Consider the following 20,023-nt stretch of genomic DNA (forward strand, 5'->3'; position numbering starts at 1 on the left):
AGACTTGGCTAAAATGCTGGCGGGCTGATGGCCCAGAGAACGATTGTCTCGACCTCGCCTGGATTTCGATATCTGTGGGGTTCTTTGGACGAGAACGAGAAGCTATCTCCCGGCGCCAGTTGGAAATATCGTTCGCCGATCCAGATATCGAGCGCGCCGACCAGGACAAAGCCTACTTCGTCGCCATCGTGTGTATAGGCTTCCTCGCTCTCGCTACCGGGAGGCATTCGGCAGTAGATCATCTCGACTTGGGCGCTCATTTTCGGGGTCAGGAGCTCGTCAACAAATCCTTTTTCATATTCTATTTTCAATCTGTTTTGGGCACGCACAACGTAGCCGCGTTCCGCTGCCGGTACTTCCAGGGAGCCGGAGAAAAACCACTGGACCGTCACGCCCAAGCTCGACGCGATTTTCACGAGCGCGGGAATCGACGGATAGGCGAGGCTTCGCTCGATTTGACTGATATATCCGGGCGAAAGGTTGGACTGCTCGGCCAGTTGGGAAAGGGTCAGCTTACGACGCTTTCTCAATCCCCGGATGCGATCCCCGAGAATTGGATTGCCGCTCGGCTCGGACTCTTCTTTCATGCGCGCATCCCCGTTTCCCGCATAAGCGACCCCATCGCGCTTTGATCCAAAGTACGGAATCGCGACATTGTATCGAGTTAGACATACGGCGGCGAGCAAGGTCCGTCACCATGGATCTGCCTGCTGGGCCGCACTCCGGCTCTGAGAGCCTTGCCAGGCTGATGGGCGATTGCCTTGTCAGCGATCTCAAAGTGCGTGACGCGCAGCGCGGTCCCGACACGATGCGCACCTCCGCACATCCTGCTGCATCTGTCAGTTTAGTAAATATTTCTGTTGATTTTTTACTCTCAGCTACGTTAGATGCCAAAAGTTTGATCGTCGGGCTGGGAGTTAGGCGTGTCCGCCGTTGTCCATTTCAAAAGCAGCGATCGTGTTTTCGAGCCGTATGGGGAAAGCTCGGATAAGGCGTCGATCAGCCGCCTGGTTGGGCCAGGACTGAGCAAATCCATGGGCGCCGGCGTTGCCCGCTTCGATGGCTGCTCGATCGCCTGGACGGTTCTCTACGATGAATTGATCGTCACCCTGGAAGGCACATTCAGACTTCGGGTCGGCGATGCCGTTCACGAATGTGCGCCCGGCGATGTTCTGTGGATTCCGGCTCACACTCCGCTTCACTATGAGGGCGACGGCGCGACCGTCTTCTACGCGCTCTCTCCCGTCGATTGGAGGCAGCGCGCCGAAAGAGCGGACAATGGCTGACCAGCTTTTTCCGGGCCTCTTCTCGCCGCTGGAAATTCGCGGAAAGGTCATTCGAAATCGCATTCTTTCGACCGGCCACGATACCACGATGCCGACCGATGCCACTGTCAATGACGCTTTGATCGCCTATCACAAGGCTCGAGCCAAGGGCGGTGCGGGACTTATCATCACGCAGGTCGCCGGCGTGCATGAGACGGCGCGCTACACCTCGCACATGCTCATGGCGACGGATGATGAATGCGTCGACGGCTATCGCAGGCTGGCGGATGCCTGCCATGCGGAGGGATGTGCGGTCTTCTCGCAGCTCTTTCATCCCGGTCGCGAAATCATGGAAAGCAGCGACGGCCTTCTTCCCGTCGCCTATGCACCGTCGGTCTCACCCAATGAGCGGTTCCACGTCATGCCTCGCGCGCTTGATCAGGAGCTCATCAAGGACATTATCGATGGCTATGGATCGGCTGCCAGGCGCATGTACCAGGCAGGCCTGGACGGGGTCGAATTTGTCGCCAGCCATGGTTATTTGCCCGCGCAATTCCTGAACCCCAGGGTAAACCTACGCACCGACGAATACGGAGGCAGCCTCGACAACCGGCTTCGCTTCTTCAGGCAGGCTTTGGTCGCGATGCGAACTGCAACCGGCGACGATTTCGTGATCGGGATGCGCATCAGCGCGGACGAACGGGATGAGGCTGGCCTGGTCGCCGACGAGGTCCTTGAATGTTGCATCGATCTGGAGCCCTTGCTCGACTATGTCAACGTAACGGCAGGCACGTCCGCCTCGGTCGGAGGGGCGATCCACATCGTGCCGCCAATGGCCTATCAGAACGCTTACCTTTCCTCGGACGCCAAGCGGATCAAGGACGCGCTGACGATACCGGTGTTTGTCGCCGGTCGCATTAATCAGCCGCACGAAGCGGAGGCGATCATTGCCAGTGGCTCGGCAGATATGTGCGGCATGACCCGCGCACTGATCTGCGACCCGGAAATGCCAAACAAGGCGCGCGAAAACCGACCGGATGATATCCGCGCCTGCATTGCCTGCAACCAGGCCTGTATCGGCCATTTTCACCGAGGCTACCCGATCTCATGCATCCAGCACCCGGAGACGGGTCGGGAGCTTCGTTTCGGATCGCTCGAGCCTGCCCGGCCGACAAAAAACGTCATGATTGTTGGCGGTGGCCCGGCCGGAATGAAAGCAGCCATAACGGCAGCTAAACGCGGCCACCAGGTGACATTGTATGAAGCGGAGAGCCAGCTCGGCGGACAGGCGAAATTGGCGCAGCTTCTTCCTCGCCGCGCCGAATTCGGAGGCATCATAACCAACCTTAGTCGCGAACTCGAACAACAGCAGGTGCGCGTCGTCCGCGGCGTCGAAGTGGATCGTGAATTGGTCGCGCGAGAGGCCCCCGACGTCGTCATCCTCGCCACCGGCGCCAGGCCCTATGTTCCGGAGCTTCCCGTCGACGATTCCATCCAGGTTGTCGATGCGTGGCAAATCCTGAGGAAGGAAGTCAAACCGGGCCGACGGGTGGTGATCGCGGATTGGCGTGGTGACTGGATAGCCCCAGGGCTTGCGGAAATGCTGGCCAAGGACGGCAGCATTGTCGAGTTGGCCCTGAACGGGACCAACGCGGGCGCCATGCTTCCCCTCTACGTGCGCGACAACATCGCTGCCGAATTGCACAAGCTGCAGGTCCGGGTCACGCCTTATGCGCGTGTGTATGGCGCCGACACCCGCACCGTCTACATGCAGCACACCGCAAGCGGTGAACCGATCATCTTCGAAGACATGGACATGCTGATCCTGTGTCTTGGACATCGGCCGGTCGACGGCCTCAAACGGGATCTCGCGGGGTTGGGAATCGAGGTTCACATGGCGGGGGATTGCCTGGCGCCACGCACCGCGGAGGAGGCTGTCTATGACGGTCTTAAGATCGGGGCCGCGCTCTAGGCGTGATCAAGAGGCGGCTCCGGCAAGGAGGCTGAAGCTCTTTGACCGCGGCCGCTTAGTGACGTGTGAAGCGGAGGATCGCCCGCTCGCAATGTCTGTTCGGTGAATCGGGGCTCGCGTGGGGCGTGTCCTTGATAATTCCAAGGGAGGAAAATAATGGACTTCGATCAAAAGGTCACACGACGCGGTGTACTCCAGGGCACACTGGTTTGCGCCACCGCTCTGGCCGCACCGGCCATGATCGGTCGCGCGTCGCCGGCGGCCGCGCAATCGGCATTCGCCGGCGAATCCCTGATTGTCGTCTCATGGTCAGGCAATCACGAGCGGAGTTTCCGCGAAAGCGTCATCGATCCTTTCAACGAACAGTTCGGCACAAAGGCCGAAACCACCGGCGGATGGGACCAGATGGTTGCGCAAATCAAGGCGGCGCCGGCCGACAATCCGCCGTTCGATCTGACGATAGCCGATGAGTATACATCCGCTGCCGGTCTGGCGGAAAAGCTCTTTCTTGAGACAGACCGCTCAAAAATTCCCGGCTTTGATGCAGTCTTGCCATGGTTTGACGAGTTCCGCGGCGACGCCAAGAAATTCGGCGTGCCTTTCGGCGGCGGCTCCCTGTGGATGGCGGTCGCGAAATCATCCGGCATCAACGCAAACAGCTGGAAGGGCTTCTGGGATCCGGCGGCGAGCGGAAAAACCACGCTTGATGCAGCGTCCTTCTATTGGGACCTGTGCATTCCTGCCCTTCTTTCCAAACAGAAGCCCGGCATCGACGAACTGTTCGGCAGCCAGGCGGATGTCGAGGCCCTGTTTCAGGAACTCGATAAGCTCAAGGTCGCCAAGTGGTACAAGGATGGCGCCGAACTCTCGAACCTGCTGGTCCAGGAGACGGCCCAGGTCGCCTCCATTTACTCGGCTGACGCCTACGGCTTCATGCAGGAATTTGGCAGCGACTTCGAGATCAAGATCCCGGCAGAGGGCACGTCCTCGTATACCAACTGGTTCATGAAGGTTCGCGGCACCAAGCACTCCGACCTGGCCGACAAATTCCAGGCCTACCTTCTTCAAAAGGATACCCAGCAGAGGTTCCTTGAAAATTCCACTGACTTCATGTCGAGGCGAGACCTCACGGCACCCAAGCATTGGCCCGACTACCCGACGTCGGACGAGGCGATACGCAAGACGTTCAGCTTGTTCACCCTCAAGGGCTGGGAAGTCTTCGGTGCGAATTGGGATGTCTATTCGAACCGCATGAAGGAGACCATCAGCAGGACGACCGCAGGCTGAATGAGCACCACAAATGAACCATGCCGCGCTCGAGCTTGACAGGATAAGCCTGACATATGGAACCATCGTCGCTATCAACGACGTGTCGCTGAGGGTCGAACGGGGAGAGTTCGTTACTCTCCTCGGTCCTTCGGGATCGGGAAAAACTTCCACGCTTCGCGTCGTTGGCGGGTTTGAAAAGCCTACCTCCGGGACCGTCCGGATCGGCGGCGAAACAGTGAACGATCGCCCGCCTTACGGACGCGACACCGCGACCATTTTCCAGAATGGTGCACTCTTCCCGCATAAGACCGTTGCGCAGAACATTGCCTATGGTCTTCGCATGCGAAGGGTGCCCCAGCCGGAGATCGAAAGGCGGGTCCGCGAGATACTCGCCATCGTTGCTCTCTCTGGATATGAGGACCGGTACCCGGCCGCGATGTCAGGAGGGCAAAGACAGCGTGTCGCGCTCGCGCGCTCATTGGTGGTTCGGCCGACCCTGCTTCTGTTCGATGAGCCGATGTCGGCGCTCGATTTGGCGCTGCGCCTTCAACTGCGGGCGGAAATCAAGCGGCTTCACGAGGAATTGGGCTTTTCCGCAATTTTCGTGACACATGACCAGGGCGAAGCAATGTCGATGTCGGATCGCGTTGCGGTCATGGCCAAAGGGCAGATCGAACAGATTGGCCGGCCCGAGGAGGTTTACCGTCACCCGGCAAACGAGTTCGTTTTCACCTTCATGGGAGAATCGTGCCGCCTTCCCGTTCGCATAGACGGTCGCGCGGTCTTCGATTCCTCTGGCCAACCTGTCCCCCTGACCTTGGGTGCACCGCCCGGCCCCGGCGAATGGCGGATCTATGTCAGACCCGGCCACGTCCGTCTTCTCCCCAAGGCCTCTGAGGGTCTGCCCAATCAGCTCAAGGCGACGGTCCAGATGGTGGAATATCTGGGCGGCAGCTACCGCTACCACGTTCAGGCAAGCGGGTTATCGCTGGTGTGTGACAGTTCCAGCAAACTTGGCTTCGGGCCGGGCGATGCCGCTGTCGCATCCTGGCTTCAGGAAGACATGAGGTGCTTCCAGTGAGAGGCATTTCGTCTTCAAAGAGCGCAATTCCAAAAGCTTCTGTTCTGCCGCAACTCATCCCCTGGATCCTGATATCGCCGGCGTTGGCGATTGTCATCCTGGTCTTCGGCAGGACCATGTTTTCAGTCATTCGCATGAGCTTCAACGACTGGGTTCCGCCAAAATTCTACATCGACGGTTTCGTCGCCACGCACTACGCCCACCTCGTTACCGATCCGGTTATCCGGGAAGCTGTCTGGAACACGTTCGTTCTCTCGGTGGTGGCCTCGGTGGCATCGGTGGTTCTGGCGTACGTGCTGGCGTTGATTGTTTGGCTGAAGCCCGCCAAATGGCGGCTAGCGATCATTGGCATGATGCTGTGCCCGCTGCTGATCTCCGAGATTTCAATCATCTTCGGCTGGTGGTTATTCCTGCCTCGCAACGGGTTGCTCTCCTATGCGCTGGTATCCACCGGTCTTTTGCACGAAAAGATCAGCCTTCTGTACACCGAAGGCGCCGCCTTCATCGGCCTGATTTACGTCATTCTCCCGTTTTCGTTTTTCATCTTGCTGTCCGTTATGGATCGGCAAGACAAACAATTGCTGGAGGCCTCGTCCGATCTCGGAGCCTCTCCGCTTATCACCTTCCGCGAGGTGCTGTTACCCCTCACTTGGCGCGGCATCGTCCTGGCCCTTTCACAGGCTTTCATCTGGGCGATGGGGATCTACGCGACCCCCTCCGCCCTTGGTCCTGACACGCTGTGGACCGTTGGACAACTGATCCAGGAACAGATGATAGGCCGTTCCAACTGGCCCATGGCGTCCGCGATGGCCGTTGCGATGGTCTTCGCGGTTCTCCTATTGATGATAGGAGCGCGCTTGCTCGGCGGAAAGGAACCCGGCCGTGGTTGAGGCGGGCGTTGCAGCCGAACGGATCACAAAACATACCGGCGCGGAACAAAAGCTGCTTTGGACCGCCGGCGTGCTCCTTGCCGTTTGTGTGGCGATATACGTTCTCATTCCGATCGTAATCGCAGTCGTCACGAGTTTCAGCGATGGCAACCTGCTGCGGTTTCCCGTGACAGCCTGGTCGGTCCGCTGGTATCGCGATTTCTTCAGCAGCCCCCAATACGTTGATGCACTCTTCAACAGCGTCGTCATTGCCGTTGGAGCCACCGCCCTTTCCACGCTTGCCGGGACGGCCGCAGCATGGGCAATCACTCAGCATTCCATGGCCGGGCGCAAGATTCTATCGTTGTTGATCTTGCTCCCGCTCTTCATGCCTGGCGTGGTGTTGGGACTTGGGGTCGCCGTTACATTCGGGAACGTTCAGATTTTCGGCCACGACATTTTTGGCTCCCGCTTTCTCGTTATATTGAGCCATGCGTTGTGGGGCATGCCGCTTGTGTTCATGCTGATGGAGACCGCCTTCATTTCGCTGGACCGGAGCACGCTCGAAGCGTCGTCCGATCTCGGAGCTGGCCCGCACCTCACATTCTTCGAGATCGTCCTCCCTGAAGTAAGCGTTGCGCTACTATCGAGCGCACTTTTTGCGTTCGTAATTTCGATCAACGAATTCTACATGGCGCTCTTTCTTACGACGCGGGACACGCAGACCCTGCCGGTTCTCATGTGGCTGGCCCTCAGGTCGGCCGGAACGCCAAGGCTGGCGGTCGCCGCGGTCATTCTGCTTACTGTGGTTCTCCTCAGCCTGATGGTCATTCTGTTTGGCTACAGCCGCAGTCTCCGCACGAAGAAGAAGCCGACCGTGCAATGATGAGATACCGGACCCTTGGAGCCCGACCGCTCAGGCTGGTTGGGGGCGAGATCGCGCTGATCGTCATCGGCCTGTTCTGCGGCGCTTCATCGGCCGCGAAGGGCCCACGGTGCAGGTCCGCGCTTCGCTGATGCTGCAGGCGGCGTGCTGGGGCGGCATCGCGCAGGCGCGCGGCCTGATCCCGGCGGGCTTCGCCGCCACCTTCAACACGCCGCTCGCCGGCATCGTTTTCGAAGAGATGGACCGCGCCTACGAATCGCGCACCAACGGGCTGGTGCTGAAGGCGGCATATCCTGGCCGGCCCCGAGTCGCTCGAGCTGCCCGGCAGCTACACCTATCTCGGCGTCGCCAAGGACACGGTGGCGTTCGCTCATGACTGGCCGCTGGTGCTCGCCTGCGCGTCATCGGTGGCGGTGTCAGCGCATTGTTTTCGCTGCTCGCGCTGAAAGTCATGCGGCGCACCCCGCTCACGCTGGTCGTGGCGGCTGAGGGCGGAACCTGACAGGTACAGCATCCTTCTTTTGCGGTTTGAAAGAGAGTTTCACTTGGGCAGGCGGCATCAGCAAACATCATGCCTCGGCCGAAAGCTCGCGTGCTAAAGGATGAGCTGTGCCGCAACCCGCTATCCCGAATGGCATTAGCTACTCGAAGAACTTCAACATCCGCTAGCGGCGTACTGTCGTCCCCCATGCTGTCAATCTTATGCAACGGTAGAATCATCCGAACCCGGATTAAACTGGGCGGTGCGTGGAGTAGACGGGCAGGTCCTTAGCTATTGCAACGAATGCGTTTGACGGCAGGCGAGCCGCGACATGCAGAACGCGATCGATATGCTTGGGACGTCTGCCTACGCTCGGCTCATGAGTGAAACAACTTGCAGGGCTTTTTCTGAAGACAAAGGCCCCCATGATGGAGTAGGTCCGTTCATCAATGCCGAATATTCTCAAGGGGATAGTGGTTGTCCAATAAGAAGCTTCCTTTTATTTCGTCCGTGAACCTGGCCCAGATTGATGGCCGAACTGTTGTGCCGACTGCAATCTATTACGGCTCGGACAAGAGGCCGCACATAGGTTTCGATGCACGGGAGCGGTGCGAAGCACCTGAGCAACTCCTCGAAGATTTCAAGATCGAACTCGGTCAGCACGATCCGGACGCTGTCACCAGACGCACGGCCAACTCGCCATTTGCTCCACGTACGACCGTTGTAGGCATAGCGCAGGATTTCTTTCGCGAGCTTCTTTCGAAAGTGAATGGCTGGCTAGAGCGCCAAGGACGTCCGCTCCCAAAAAGCATTTTGATCGCAGAGCCACTTGCTCTTAGCGGCATCAATATGGCTGACGAGAACTGGCTTTCCAACTACCGCCGCGCCATACGTCGTGTCCTTCAGGGGCGCTTCGATCAGATTGACTTCTTGCCCGAGCCGTTCGCAGTGTTCCAGTATTACCGATATGGTCTCCGACATCCGGTCATCTCCGAACAGCGCAAGCATATCGCTCTCGTGTTAGATTTTGGCGGCGGAACCTTTGACATTTCCGTAATCGAAACGACGAAAGCTGGCGACGTCAGCCAGTCTGGCACAAATTCGCGCCCGCTCAGCGCAAAATCGGTTCAGGTCGGGGGCTTCTACATCAACCGGCTCCTCGCTGCCGACCTCCTAATGAAGGCGGTCGACAGGACCATCCGCGGCGACGTTAGGAAGTCTCTAGAAATCGCCGATAGGATAAAGACGCCTGACGATTTGGCCGAGGTTGCCGAACGGCAGCAAGTTTTTTATCGGCACTACAGACGTCTTTTGCATTCTGTCGAAATTGCGAAGCTCTCCGTTTGCAATTCGATAGCAAACTGGAACCTTGCGGCGGATCTTTCTGGTTTGGCGCCATTCCCCATATCTGTGCCGGTGAACCCATATGACCCGGAATCGCGGATCGGCAATATAAACCTCGACGCCGGACTGTTGAGGCAAACGTTCGAGTCGGGAATATGGACGGCAAAGTTGCGCGACGCCGTTAGAAAAACGATCGAGCGTGCTTCGAGGGAGCTGAAGGGCCAAGACATATCCGTCGTACTGCTATCTGGCGGTTCATCTAACATTCGATGGCTAGCCAAACTTCTCGAAAGAGATGTCGGCAAGACCGACCTTCCGCACGCGCAAATTCTTCAGCTCAGCGAGAATTTCCAGGAGATCGTTGCCAAAGGCTTGGCAACGGAATGCGCCCGCCGGTTCTTTACCGAGGGCCAAGGAGACTTCCGCGCCGTTACGTACAATCGGCTGTGTCTCTCACTGCGGCCCGATGGTGGCGAGGTCGAGGTACGGCGAGCACGCGCGATGACGCCGGATCTTGCCGATGCAGCAACTGATGGGCTGGACGCTGGAGTCTTGCTACCATCCGCAACTAGCTTGCGGGGCTTGGTTGGCACTCCGCTGTTGTGGAAGATCCGGCTGAACAGTCCGCCGAGGCAGGTGCTCGAGTACTTCTTCATGCGCTCGTCCTTCGACCCGGAGGATCTTGAGGCGCGGCACAACATCGTGGACACTCGCGCAGTAACCCCGAAGAATGCCCGCTTCGCAGCCGCCATCGAGGTAGAACTCACGGTGCGGGACGACGGCACTGCAATCCCCCGTTTCATTTACGGCCGCAGCGATCGCTCGGATGGAGTTGTCGCAGAAGGTAGGCCTTTTCACATAGATATGACGTTCGCATCCGAAGAGGCGGGCAGCGCGACGTATCTCGGTTTCGACTTTGGCACGAGTGCGTCCTCGTGTTCATTCGTAGACAGTGCTGACGTGCAGATGATCCAAGAGCGGAGTCGATCATCTAGTTGGCGGGAACTTTCAGAGCTGCTGTCCGACCTGCCGTATCCGGTGGCAGCCCCGCTGGCACGTTTCATTTCGGAAATGGACTCGGAGCGACGGCAGCAGAAAGGTCGTGACGCCGCAGACTCCCTCCTCACGCTAGCTGCTTACATCGCTTATATGGACTTATGCTCCAGCAAAGCTGGAGGCGGACTGTTCAAGGGCTTCACCCAGCGATCCGCCGGCCCTCTCTGGGGACTTATAAAGACCTGCCTAAGCGGTAACCAGGCAAGGCTTGACTTCGCTTCCCCCCTCTCCACCCTCATCAAGCCGGAGAACATGGAACAGATTGACAGTTGGATAGCTGGGCTCAATTCCGGAAAGCACGGGCGCAGGCAAGCTGTGGATTGGGTTGGCTTCCTCAGCCTGTTGGCCAACCAAGTCGCTCGCGTTTTCGAGACGAGACGGCTGGGCGTCTTTGAAGGTGTGGTCGCCAAGCGATTTAACGCGGGGTCATATGCCGGAATTTTCCGCGTACTACACGGCCCATCTCAAACCTTTGTAGACGTGCTCGATTACAGCGGGAAGCATCCCTTCTCGGACGAGATCGTCTACCTCATCGACCCGCCGGGCGGACGCGCATTAGCCCTGAGCCCACTCTACTTCTGGGGCTTGGAGCGGAACCCGCTCGAACCTGCCACGGTGGACATCTACGAGTACGACCACGACGGACGAGGCTCATTCGGATACAAGACGACGCAGCTTTCGGAGGGACTTACGATCGGGCCAGCTGGAGAATGGGCCGGCATTTACGAACAGCTTGCCACAATGCGCTCCAAGGACCTGCCTTCGACTCCGATTGTAGGAGTGTCTTTCATGTCCCATGCGTCCTGAGCCGGACGATCAGTCACACAATCGGCGGCCTGGATGTAGCGACCCCGGGGCAGTTTTTTACACAGGAACAGTCGGGACCTAGCTGTGGATTTTCCGCTTCGCGGTGTTGTTGCGTTTCGCGCGTTCTAAAGTAGTCTGCCTCTGCTGATTCCGTGGGGCTGCGCTGGAATTCTAGGACGGTCGTCAGCGCTGGACGACAGTCTTGGGGGCTTAGTGCATGCCGACGAACAATTGGATCCGATTCCTTCGGAATTACGGGCCCATTCCCACCAACGACAATATGTACGACGAGACCATCCAGCGGGCTCTCGCCCGGTTGAAGATGCAGCCAATCGAGCTCCCTGCGCCGCATCTCGAATGGCTGGTCAACAATTTCAGGTCGGACGAGTGCCTATCCATTATCCTCACTGGCACCGCTGGTGACGGAAAGACCTATCATTGCCGGCGAGTCTGGCTTGAGCTCGGCGGCACCGTCGAAGACTGGAACGGCGGAGAGAAGATCCAAAGGCTCGGTTTGGGAGCCCGGCAACTCATTGTCGTTAAAGATTTGAGCGAGCTTCGCTCCGATGAGAGCAAGCCGCTGATCGAGCGCATGGCATGGGACGTTGCAGACCCAAACTCACCCCGAGTTTATCTATTGGCCGCCAACCATGGACAGCTGCTGGAGAAGCTGAAGACCGCTGGCAGCGACGAGACCACGGCCGCTCTGGTCGAGTGCGTAGAGAACCTTTTGGTCTCGGGCCGGAGCGGAAATCCCGCCATCAAGCTAGATTTGCGAGATCTTAGCCGATCGGCCGCCGCCGTGATGATCGACCAAGTCATCGATGCCGTCACGCAACATCCGGGATGGAACGGATGCTTGGACTGTCCGGCATTGAGCGAAGGCACCTGTCCCATCCGAGAAAACCGCGATCGGCTGATCGGGACCAACGACAACGGACTTTTCCGGCGTCGGCTAGGTGCCCTCGTTGAGGCCAGCGAACAGAACGGCGGACACTTCACCATCCGCCAAGTGCTCTCGCTCGTCACGAACGTCATTCTTGGCCATGCCGATGCAAGAGACGGGCTGATGTCGTGCACGGACGTCGCTGATTTGGCCTCCGCCGCGACTGCCGAGCGCGCGAGTCCCTATCGCAATGTCTTCGGGGGCAATCTGCGGCCGAGCCGCGCGGAAAGAACAGAACCCTTTCGAAAGCTCAACCTGTTCGGAATCGGTTCCGAAACGAGCAACACAGTCGACAACATGCTTGTGTACGGGGCCGACGATCCCGCACTGGTCGAGACTTACCGGGCATTGGTCCAATCAGACCAACTCTATGGCGAGACGCCGGCGTACAAGCGAGCGCAACAGTCTTATTTGGAAGGCGACGATCCGAGCGCGGTTTCGCGCTTTCTCGGGCTGCTCCGCGGCCAACGCCAGCGCCTCTTCTTTACCATCTCCGACGAGCTGGCAGACACTTTGGACCTTTGGGATCTGACGGTGTTTCGTTACGCAGGCCTCTATCTCGAGACCGCTCGCGCCCTATCCGAGAAAAGGGCATTGCCTCGGCAAGTAATGCCCATGCTCATGCGCGGGCTCAATCGAGTGTTTACCGGCATGCTGATCCAGAACCAGGATGAGTTGGTTCTCGCGAGTTCGGGAAGCCAATCGCAATCGCGGACAAGTCCGCTGCTTGAGGAGTTTGTGTCAGTCAGCCGCCGCGGCGGCGAGGAGGTCGCCCTACTCGGTGATGGCGCCGGCGGCATGAAGCTCGTGGTCAAGCTCGCACGCGACGACCCGCCCCCGGTGACGCTACAGCTGTCGACGACACGGTTCGAATTTTTGGGAAGAGTGGCGGAAGGTGCGCTGCCCACGAGCTTTTCGCTCGAGTGTCATGAGGATCTTCTTGCGTTTAAGGCGAGGCTCCTGAGTGCCGTGGAGCGGCGCCGCGACCTCGATGGCGACGATCGCAGCGACGGTATCGTCCTCAAGTTCATCGACCTCAATCCTGACGGTAGAGCATCATCGCGCAGCGTCACGGTGAGGCTCTAATGATGGAGATTCTGAAGCGCCCAATCTCGCACGAGGACCGCACGGGTCCGGCATTCTGGGTCGACGAAGCGATCTGGGGGCATCGCCTTCACGATGAGCAGACGCCGTGGCTGATCCTGCTGGAGTTCTTGGGGGTGCTTAGGTCGGAACAACTTGCCGGCCGCGCCTTGGCGGAACAAGAGCTCAACGCGCTCTCTTATCGTCCGCAGACCCAACTTCGCCTGCGCAATCTTGTATTCAACAATCCGTACCTGCTGACCATCGGAGCCGAGCGCCTCTCCGATGATGCTGCCTGGACCAAGTGGTTGGATCTGATGGAACAGAATGCTGGCGGTCTGGAGAGTCGCGACTTCAGTTACCTTCGCAGCCGCTTCGACAGTTTCGAGGACTTCGCATCGGTGGTCGGATTCCTGCAATCTTCGGCGATCGAGGGCGCGAGCAACAAGCGCTGGAGTTCCAAGTTCGTTTTCCCGTTCGGACCAAGCGCGCTCTACGAAGATGCTGCCGTGACAGCGTCCGGCGTCTCGACCGACAGGCGCTTCTTTGCCCGAACGGGCGAAGTTCTCTACCTCATGCTTTGTCGATCCAAGCGAGCGGCTGATCTCAGGGAACGGCTGGTTGGAAAGCTGTTCGAGCAGCCTACGGTCTACGACCGGTTGGTAGCTGCCCTGCAAGGCGAGGCGCAACTGGCAGAACGCGACCGCCCTGGCTCGTATCTACCATGCTCGACCCACCCAATCTTCGATCAACTCGCCGAGGATTGGATTGCAATTCTAGACAGCCCGATCTCCGTCTTTGATGCCCTCCCCCACATCGTGAACATCACGGGCCTCAACTTGGTGCGATACCAGCTCGACCGCGCGCGTGAGCTGCTCGACGCGGTGCCTATCACGATGATCTGCGAGATCGTTTCGCCCCGAAAGACGGTGGTGCGCGATCTTGCCGCGGATTCCTTTCAGGCAAACAATGCACTGCCGGGCCTCGCCATCGAGCAGTATGTGCGCAGCGTCGAAGCATCTCACGAATGGCAGGTTGCCGTCGCATCGGACGATGCCATACTCAGCGCGGCTGAGGTTCTGGCCCGGCAATTCGATTGGCCGGATCCCGACGAGCTCCCCTCCGGCATGAGCAGTCCCCGGGACCTTATTGAGGAACTTGTCAGCAGGGCGAAGACCCGGCATGGACAGCATGTTGGCAAGGTTCATTCAACCTGGGCGCGGCAAATCGGCCTGAGCTCTCGACGCTCAAGCCGGCGCGTGCGGTATGCGCCGACAGACCGCCTCCTCAAGACGCTTGTGGTGTGCTGCGTCAGGGAACGGATGGAATTCAAGGATTTCCTCGCCGAACTCTACGGCCGCTATGGCTTTGTGATCGGGGATCACCAAGCTGCAAGCATCATTGGCGCGGGCAAAGCCGATCAGGAGGACTTTTCCGACAACGCCCGGCGATTGGAGGAACGGTTGATCAGCCTCGGTCTGCTCAATCGACTCTCGGACTCCGCAGCCTACGTCGAAAACCCATTTCGCCGCGAGGTGAGGGCATGAACGCGCTCGATCTCATCGGCAGGGCTGGCGCTGCTGCGCTCAAGGAGCGCTTGCAGGGTCTCGGCCCTGACAGCGGGACAGCTCGCTTTATGCTCGATCGCCTTACCGGCCCCCAGGTCGCCGCGATCGTGCGGGAGCTCGTCTCGGATGCGTCGATACAGTCTCGCGTCAAAATCGCTGTGCCTCGCACCTTGGTCGATGGTCAGGGACTGCCGGAAGCTGTGCTGACCGATGAGAGGACGGTTGCTTTGCGGCATGCCGAATGCGACCGCCCTGCCCTGCTCATCGCCAACACCGACGACGACCAAGGGGCATCTCTTCACGACGTGGCGCTGATCGGCGCCAAGGAGCTCAAGGAGGGACCGCATTACTGGGTTTTGCCCGCGTCCGACGGTCTTGGGTTGCCCCCGGAGCATGTCGATGCCTGGCAGATCGCCCTAAAGGCGTTGTCCAGCGTAGACGATTGGCCGCTGGCGCAGCTCAGCAACTACGTCGCAATGACGCGAGATGCCATCGAGAACACGTCCCTGCCAGTCGCGGACGCACTCGGGTGGGCATTGCCGGCACTGCAGCTGCCGCGCGACACCGGATACTTCGCATCGCAGCGGCCGAAGGACCTGCAACAGCAAAGCCGTTGGCGCCGGTTGTACGATAAGCTGATCAGCGATCGCAGACCTCTACTTTCTAAACAGAGACCTAACCGCCAACCCATCGAATCCGAGGAGCTGCACGACCAGTTCGACGCCGTTCGCGATGAGATCGCAGCGGCTCTTCATCCGACCATCGAGGCATTCATCGCATCACCAGCCGGGTGGCGGGAGGCGACCGAAAAGCTCGCAGAGCTCGAGTGGGAGCAGGACAATATCCTGCTCGTCTTCTCAGGTCTGAAGCTGAAGAAACTGAAACTCCCAGAGGAGACGATCCAGTTCTTCGACTACGAGCGCCCCGATCGACTGAGTGACGCCGACAAGTCTTATCTAGGTGATCTCAAGAGCAGGTCCCTCAAGGAGTCGAGGGAGGATGACCGTGAGTTCTTCGAGGCTCACCGCGAAGATCTCGCCGCCAATCGACAGTTGCGGGCGAAATGGGAGAAGTTCATCTACGGGCGGCCGATCGAGTGCACAGACTTCCTCGATGGACTGGTCCGCAGCATCGAGAGGCTCTTTGCGCAGTTGGGCACCCTCAAGAGGCCCCGCCGGATCGATATCCGATCCTCGCGTCGCACCAAGACGCAATGGCTGGACATGAACGCGGATGTCGCGCGTGCCTTCAGCCTCAAATACAAGGCCTTGCCTCGGACGCTTCCAAAGGCGATCGGTTGGGATACGCCGCACATATTCGAGTTTGAGACGCTGCTCGAGGCCGCAAGGAAGAGGCGAAAGTTCCGCGAGAATGTTTCGACATCGCGCGCCAACATCCAGATCAAGTTCGACCTGACCCTCACTGTGGGAGAGGGTTCGTCGATGGAAAGAAACACCGTTCAGCTGATTTGGCGCGGTGAGCCCAACGCAATCGGGCTTGCCCTTCCTGATGACCTTGCCAGACTTGGAAAGAACCCCTTCGGCATCGCCGAAGTCTCGCGCATGCTGGTGAGCAAGAAGGGCGCGATGCAGTCCGTCTCGCTTGCCGATGTTGGTACGCTACAACCGTCGTTTCGACAGGATGCGGGATCGCTTGTTCCGCGTTCCACTAATGTCGAAGACTTGGGCAAAACGCTGCCCCGATCCATCAAGGCAGCGGTCGCCGCCGGTCGCATTGCTCCGCCTGCCGGAGTAGACCTTGGCGAGGCCTGGACCGCTTTTGCCAAGAGTTACGTGGCAGCCATCGAGGACTGGCGTTCCAATGGAATGGGAGGACAGCCGCAGCTCGATCAGGTCGACCTTTACGGCAAACTTCTTGAGCAGCTTCGAAGGTCGGCGCCGGGCGACCTGAACCGGCGCGACCTTTGGGAGCCGATCCTGAGGATCGGCGCAGTGCAGATCGCCGGCACGGCGCCGGCCGCAATCGTAGCGCCCTGGCACCCTATGCGGATGGCGGCGACCGCGGTCAAGATGCGGGCTCTGTGTGGGCTTTTCGATCACCTGCTCAAGGCCGAAGAGGTCAACTTCGGAGATCAGCGGCTCTTCTTTGCCGACCTGCGCGCCGAGTTCGAACATGCCTATTATCCTGAGGCCGTCACGGGCTTCACGGGTGGCGAAGCAGTTCTCCTGACCGAGACGAGCACGCTCAACGACTACAGCTTGATGGAAAGGCCGGTTCGTGACCCCTCGGAAGCCTCCACGGATGTCGACCCGGGCGAAGCCGCGCGCGAGATTCGCGGTCTGATCGCCCGCTATCTCGATCTGCAGCCGCATGAGCGGGCTAACCTCAGCATCATGCTCTACAACTGCGACACGGCGGGCCTGCCCCTTGCCACCGTGAACGCGCTTGGATCCGTGCATGAGGACGAGGTTCATTGCAACGTCCTCGTGCGCCATCGAGATCGCTCGAAGCTCAACAAGGTCTATACTGACCTGTTGGATCAATCCGGGAGCGATCCCGACGCCGTCGTCGTGAGCGAGACGTCGCTTAATTTCATGTCGAAACTGCGGATCGGGGTTATGCTCGAGGGTGGTGCCGGTCGACGAGCCGCTGACGAACGCAGTGTCGATGTCGCGTTCCTGCATGACGTCGTGTCGAGACAGGCGCGCGAGGCTTGGTTCTCGGTACCTCGCAACGACGCCACCGACCCTTCGATCCTGGATCACGTTCCGCCCCGCTGGTCCTACCGCAGAGTCATCGGCGAGGAGCAGCTCACGGCAACCAGCTATCTGGTGTCGCCGCGGCAGCCGCGCGTCGGCTGGTGCTATCTTGACGCTCTGGCGGCTGTGATCCGCAAACAGTCACATCGCGACAACGAACACTACCTGCCGGCCCGGCAGATTTCGCTGCAAGACCATGGGCTCGAGGCCATGTTCAAAGATGTTCATGGCTTGGCAGAGTGGGTCGCCACTTATGACGACCTCCTCGACAAGCGGCAGCTTGCCGCTCAGGGAATCAAGGTCATTCGATACCGGCGTGAGCGTACCCATGGTCGCAACATGGTGGTGTCGTCGACCTCCGATCTGCGGGTGTTGCCGGTACTTGTGCGCCGACGTCTGGACCAGCTCAGTCTGGGGCTGAGCGACGATCGCCTGATGGCCTTGGCCGACCGAATGATTGCCGATGCCAGGGCAATTTCCGGGGATATCATACTGCGTGCCGCTAAGCGGGGCGTGTCGGCTGGTGAGTTGATTGGCTTGGTCCTTAGTCGCGCGCTTGTTGCCGAGGAATTTCTCAAACGGCCTGCATCATGGTTCCTGCTCGACGATTACGCGCAGTGGTTGGGCCAGCGAGAGGAAGGTATCGCCGACATCCTCGCGCTTAGCGTTGATCCGGGTCCGGAGGGGCGACCGCGGCTCCGTGCCATCGTGACGGAGGCAAAGTATGTCGAGGCGAGCGGGCTCTCCGAAGCTAAACGCCATTCTGGTCAGCAGCTAAGACAGACCATGCGAAGGATCGAGGACGCGCTGTTCGGAGATCCGGGACGGCTTGACCGCGATCTTTGGCTTTCGCGGCTTGCCGACATCCTGCTTGATGAGCCGTCGGCCCTAAGCTCCAACTTCTCACTCGAGGAGGTCAGAAACGGGATCCGAAACGGGACGGTCGAGATCGACCTTAAAGGCTATTCGCATGTCTTTGTCTCCGGACCGGCTGAGGCGACGACGGGTTCGTCGGGCGATCAGGATGAAGTCACTGAGGTCCATGGTTTGCAGGAGGTCTATACCCGCGAAGGCCTTAGACAGCTGATCAAGGCGTATGAAGCCTCCAATCCGTTGATGCCGATCAGGAGTTCGCTCGGCGATCGCAGGCCATGGGAAAATGCGGACTTCCGGGTGCCGGCACCGCGTCTGCGGTGGACGACGAACGGCGGCCCGTCGAAAGGGCCCGGCCGTCCCGGATCTGACGATAATGGGACTCCCCCGACGCCCTCGTCGCCCCCGTTGCCACCAAGCGGCGCTGTCAAAACATCGGTCGCAGACACCAGGGTTGCACCTCCTCCGAGCACCGGTCCTGCTGAGCAAACTGCGGAGAAGACCTCGGACCAGTTATCATCGGGAAGTTCTGAGAGCTTTGCCGCCTTGGTATCCCGCCGCGCAGGGCAGATACAATCGGAAGCCGGTGAGGACGATCAATGGCTCGAGGCCACCGCGAGCCGTCTTCGCACCGCGCTCATGGGATACAATCTGCAAGCCAAGATCGCCGGCATGCGGTTGACGCCAAATGCCGCGCTCGTCCGTTTCTTGGGTAGCGACCGGCTTCGGGTCGAGGACATTGAGGCCAAGCAATCGGCGCTTCTGACCACGCATGGGCTGAGGCTGATTTCCGTCTCTCCCCTGCCCGGCGAAATCGTTGTGGGCGTCGCACGACCCAAGCGGCAGATCGTCTCGATGTGGGACCTCTGGGCGCGGCGCGCTGTGAACCGCAACGCCGCGGGGCTCAATACGAGCTTCCTGCTTGGGCTGCGCGAACTCGATGGTGAGATCCTCTATCTTAATCTCGGGGGGCCCTTCGCCGGAGCGTCTCAGCACGACCCCCACACGTTGATCGCAGGCGCCACGGGCAGCGGCAAGTCGGTTCTGATCCAAGCGTTGATCCTCGACATCGCGGCGACCAACCCGAGCGCGCTGGTCCACATCCACCTGATCGATCCCAAGATGGGCGTCGATTACTCGGCGATCGAGCGCCTGCCGCATGTGAAGGGCGGTATCGTGATCGATCAGTCTGCCGCGATCGAAATGATGGATGGTCTCGTCGTCGAGATGGACCGCCGCTACGAGCTATTCAGGCAGAGTGGCGCCCGTGACATCAGGTCTTTCAATATCAAGGTGGCGCCGGAAGAACGCCTGCCGATGAAGTTCCTCGTCCACGACGAGTTCGCAGAGTGGATGTTGACAGAGGACTATAAGGGTGCCGTCACATCGATCGTTTCCCGGCTGGGCGTGAAGGCGCGCGCGGCCGGCATCCACTTGGTCTTCGCTGCGCAGCGGCCTGATGCGGGGGTGATGCCTGTTCAGCTGCGTGACAATCTCGGCAACCGGCTCATTTTGAAAGTCGCAAGCGTCGGCACTTCCGAGATCGCCTTGGGCATGAAGGGCGCGGAGAACCTCCTCGGCCTCGGTCACCTTGCGGCACGACTGAGCGGCGAAGCCTCCATCGTCTTCGCGCAGGCGCCGTTCCTATCCGATGACGACATTGAAGACGTCGTGTCGGCAATCGCGGCACAAGACGCTTAGGGTGCCGGCGTAGGAAGCGGCGCGGGGCTGAGCAGCAGGACGAGGGCGTAGATGACACCGGCACACGAAATCGCCATGGCGACCCACAGCAGGAACTGGATG

The 20,023-nt window shown here is 59.5% G+C and carries 11 protein-coding genes and 1 pseudogene; 11 read left to right on the plus strand and 1 reads right to left on the minus strand.

Annotated elements, in window-relative coordinates:
* Positions 1 to 8: 8 nt before the first annotated feature.
* Positions 9 to 587, minus strand: a complete 579-nt coding sequence (locus QFZ88_RS26845; RefSeq protein ID WP_179654297.1) for a helix-turn-helix domain-containing protein — start codon at positions 585 to 587, stop codon at positions 9 to 11.
* Between the two features lie 336 nt (positions 588 to 923).
* On the opposite strand from QFZ88_RS26845, the gene QFZ88_RS26850 reads away from it, so the two are divergent.
* From QFZ88_RS26850 to QFZ88_RS26900, 11 genes and pseudogenes are all read left to right on the plus strand, one after another.
* On the plus strand, positions 924 to 1,286 hold the full coding sequence (locus QFZ88_RS26850) for an AraC family ligand binding domain-containing protein (RefSeq protein WP_179654295.1): 363 nt from the start codon (positions 924 to 926) through the stop codon (positions 1,284 to 1,286).
* Positions 1,279 to 3,237 (plus strand): FAD-dependent oxidoreductase, encoded by a 1,959-nt coding sequence (locus QFZ88_RS26855; RefSeq protein ID WP_179654293.1) that lies wholly within the window; start codon positions 1,279 to 1,281, stop codon positions 3,235 to 3,237. Before QFZ88_RS26850 ends, QFZ88_RS26855 begins: the two co-directional genes overlap by 8 nt.
* 156 nt (positions 3,238 to 3,393) lie before the next feature.
* Positions 3,394 to 4,524 (plus strand): ABC transporter substrate-binding protein, encoded by a 1,131-nt coding sequence (locus QFZ88_RS26860; protein WP_065997312.1) that lies wholly within the window; start codon positions 3,394 to 3,396, stop codon positions 4,522 to 4,524.
* A gap of 13 nt (positions 4,525 to 4,537) precedes the next feature.
* Positions 4,538 to 5,587: an ABC transporter ATP-binding protein gene (locus QFZ88_RS26865; protein ID WP_179654291.1), complete on the plus strand. Its 1,050-nt coding sequence runs from the start codon at positions 4,538 to 4,540 to the stop codon at positions 5,585 to 5,587.
* A complete protein-coding gene (locus tag QFZ88_RS26870; protein ID WP_065997309.1) occupies positions 5,584 to 6,477 on the plus strand; it encodes an ABC transporter permease in 894 nt (297 codons plus the stop codon). Before QFZ88_RS26865 ends, QFZ88_RS26870 begins: the two co-directional genes overlap by 4 nt.
* Positions 6,470 to 7,342, plus strand: a complete 873-nt coding sequence (locus QFZ88_RS26875; protein ID WP_179654289.1) for an ABC transporter permease — start codon at positions 6,470 to 6,472, stop codon at positions 7,340 to 7,342. Before QFZ88_RS26870 ends, QFZ88_RS26875 begins: the two co-directional genes overlap by 8 nt.
* A gap of 29 nt (positions 7,343 to 7,371) precedes the next feature.
* Positions 7,372 to 7,802: pseudogene (locus QFZ88_RS26880) on the plus strand (chloride channel protein); the annotation flags it as partial.
* 498 nt (positions 7,803 to 8,300) lie between these two features.
* Positions 8,301 to 11,030, plus strand: coding sequence for a molecular chaperone (locus tag QFZ88_RS26885; protein WP_179654287.1), 2,730 nt, complete (start codon positions 8,301 to 8,303; stop codon positions 11,028 to 11,030).
* Between the two features lie 217 nt (positions 11,031 to 11,247).
* Positions 11,248 to 13,062, plus strand: coding sequence for a hypothetical protein (locus QFZ88_RS26890; protein ID WP_307420777.1), 1,815 nt, complete (start codon positions 11,248 to 11,250; stop codon positions 13,060 to 13,062).
* The gene (locus tag QFZ88_RS26895) at positions 13,062 to 14,606 is read left to right on the plus strand and encodes a hypothetical protein (RefSeq protein WP_210271201.1); all 1,545 of its coding nucleotides are present in this window, start codon (positions 13,062 to 13,064) and stop codon (positions 14,604 to 14,606) included. Before QFZ88_RS26890 ends, QFZ88_RS26895 begins: the two co-directional genes overlap by 1 nt.
* Complete coding sequence (locus QFZ88_RS26900; protein WP_179654283.1) at positions 14,603 to 19,921, plus strand: FtsK/SpoIIIE domain-containing protein; 5,319 nt, start codon at positions 14,603 to 14,605, stop codon at positions 19,919 to 19,921. Before QFZ88_RS26895 ends, QFZ88_RS26900 begins: the two co-directional genes overlap by 4 nt.
* The last annotated feature ends 102 nt before the right edge of the window (positions 19,922 to 20,023 follow it).

Source organism: Mesorhizobium sp. YL-MeA3-2017 (assembly GCF_030814575.1).
Classification (GTDB): Bacteria; Pseudomonadota; Alphaproteobacteria; order Rhizobiales; family Rhizobiaceae; genus Mesorhizobium; species Mesorhizobium terrae.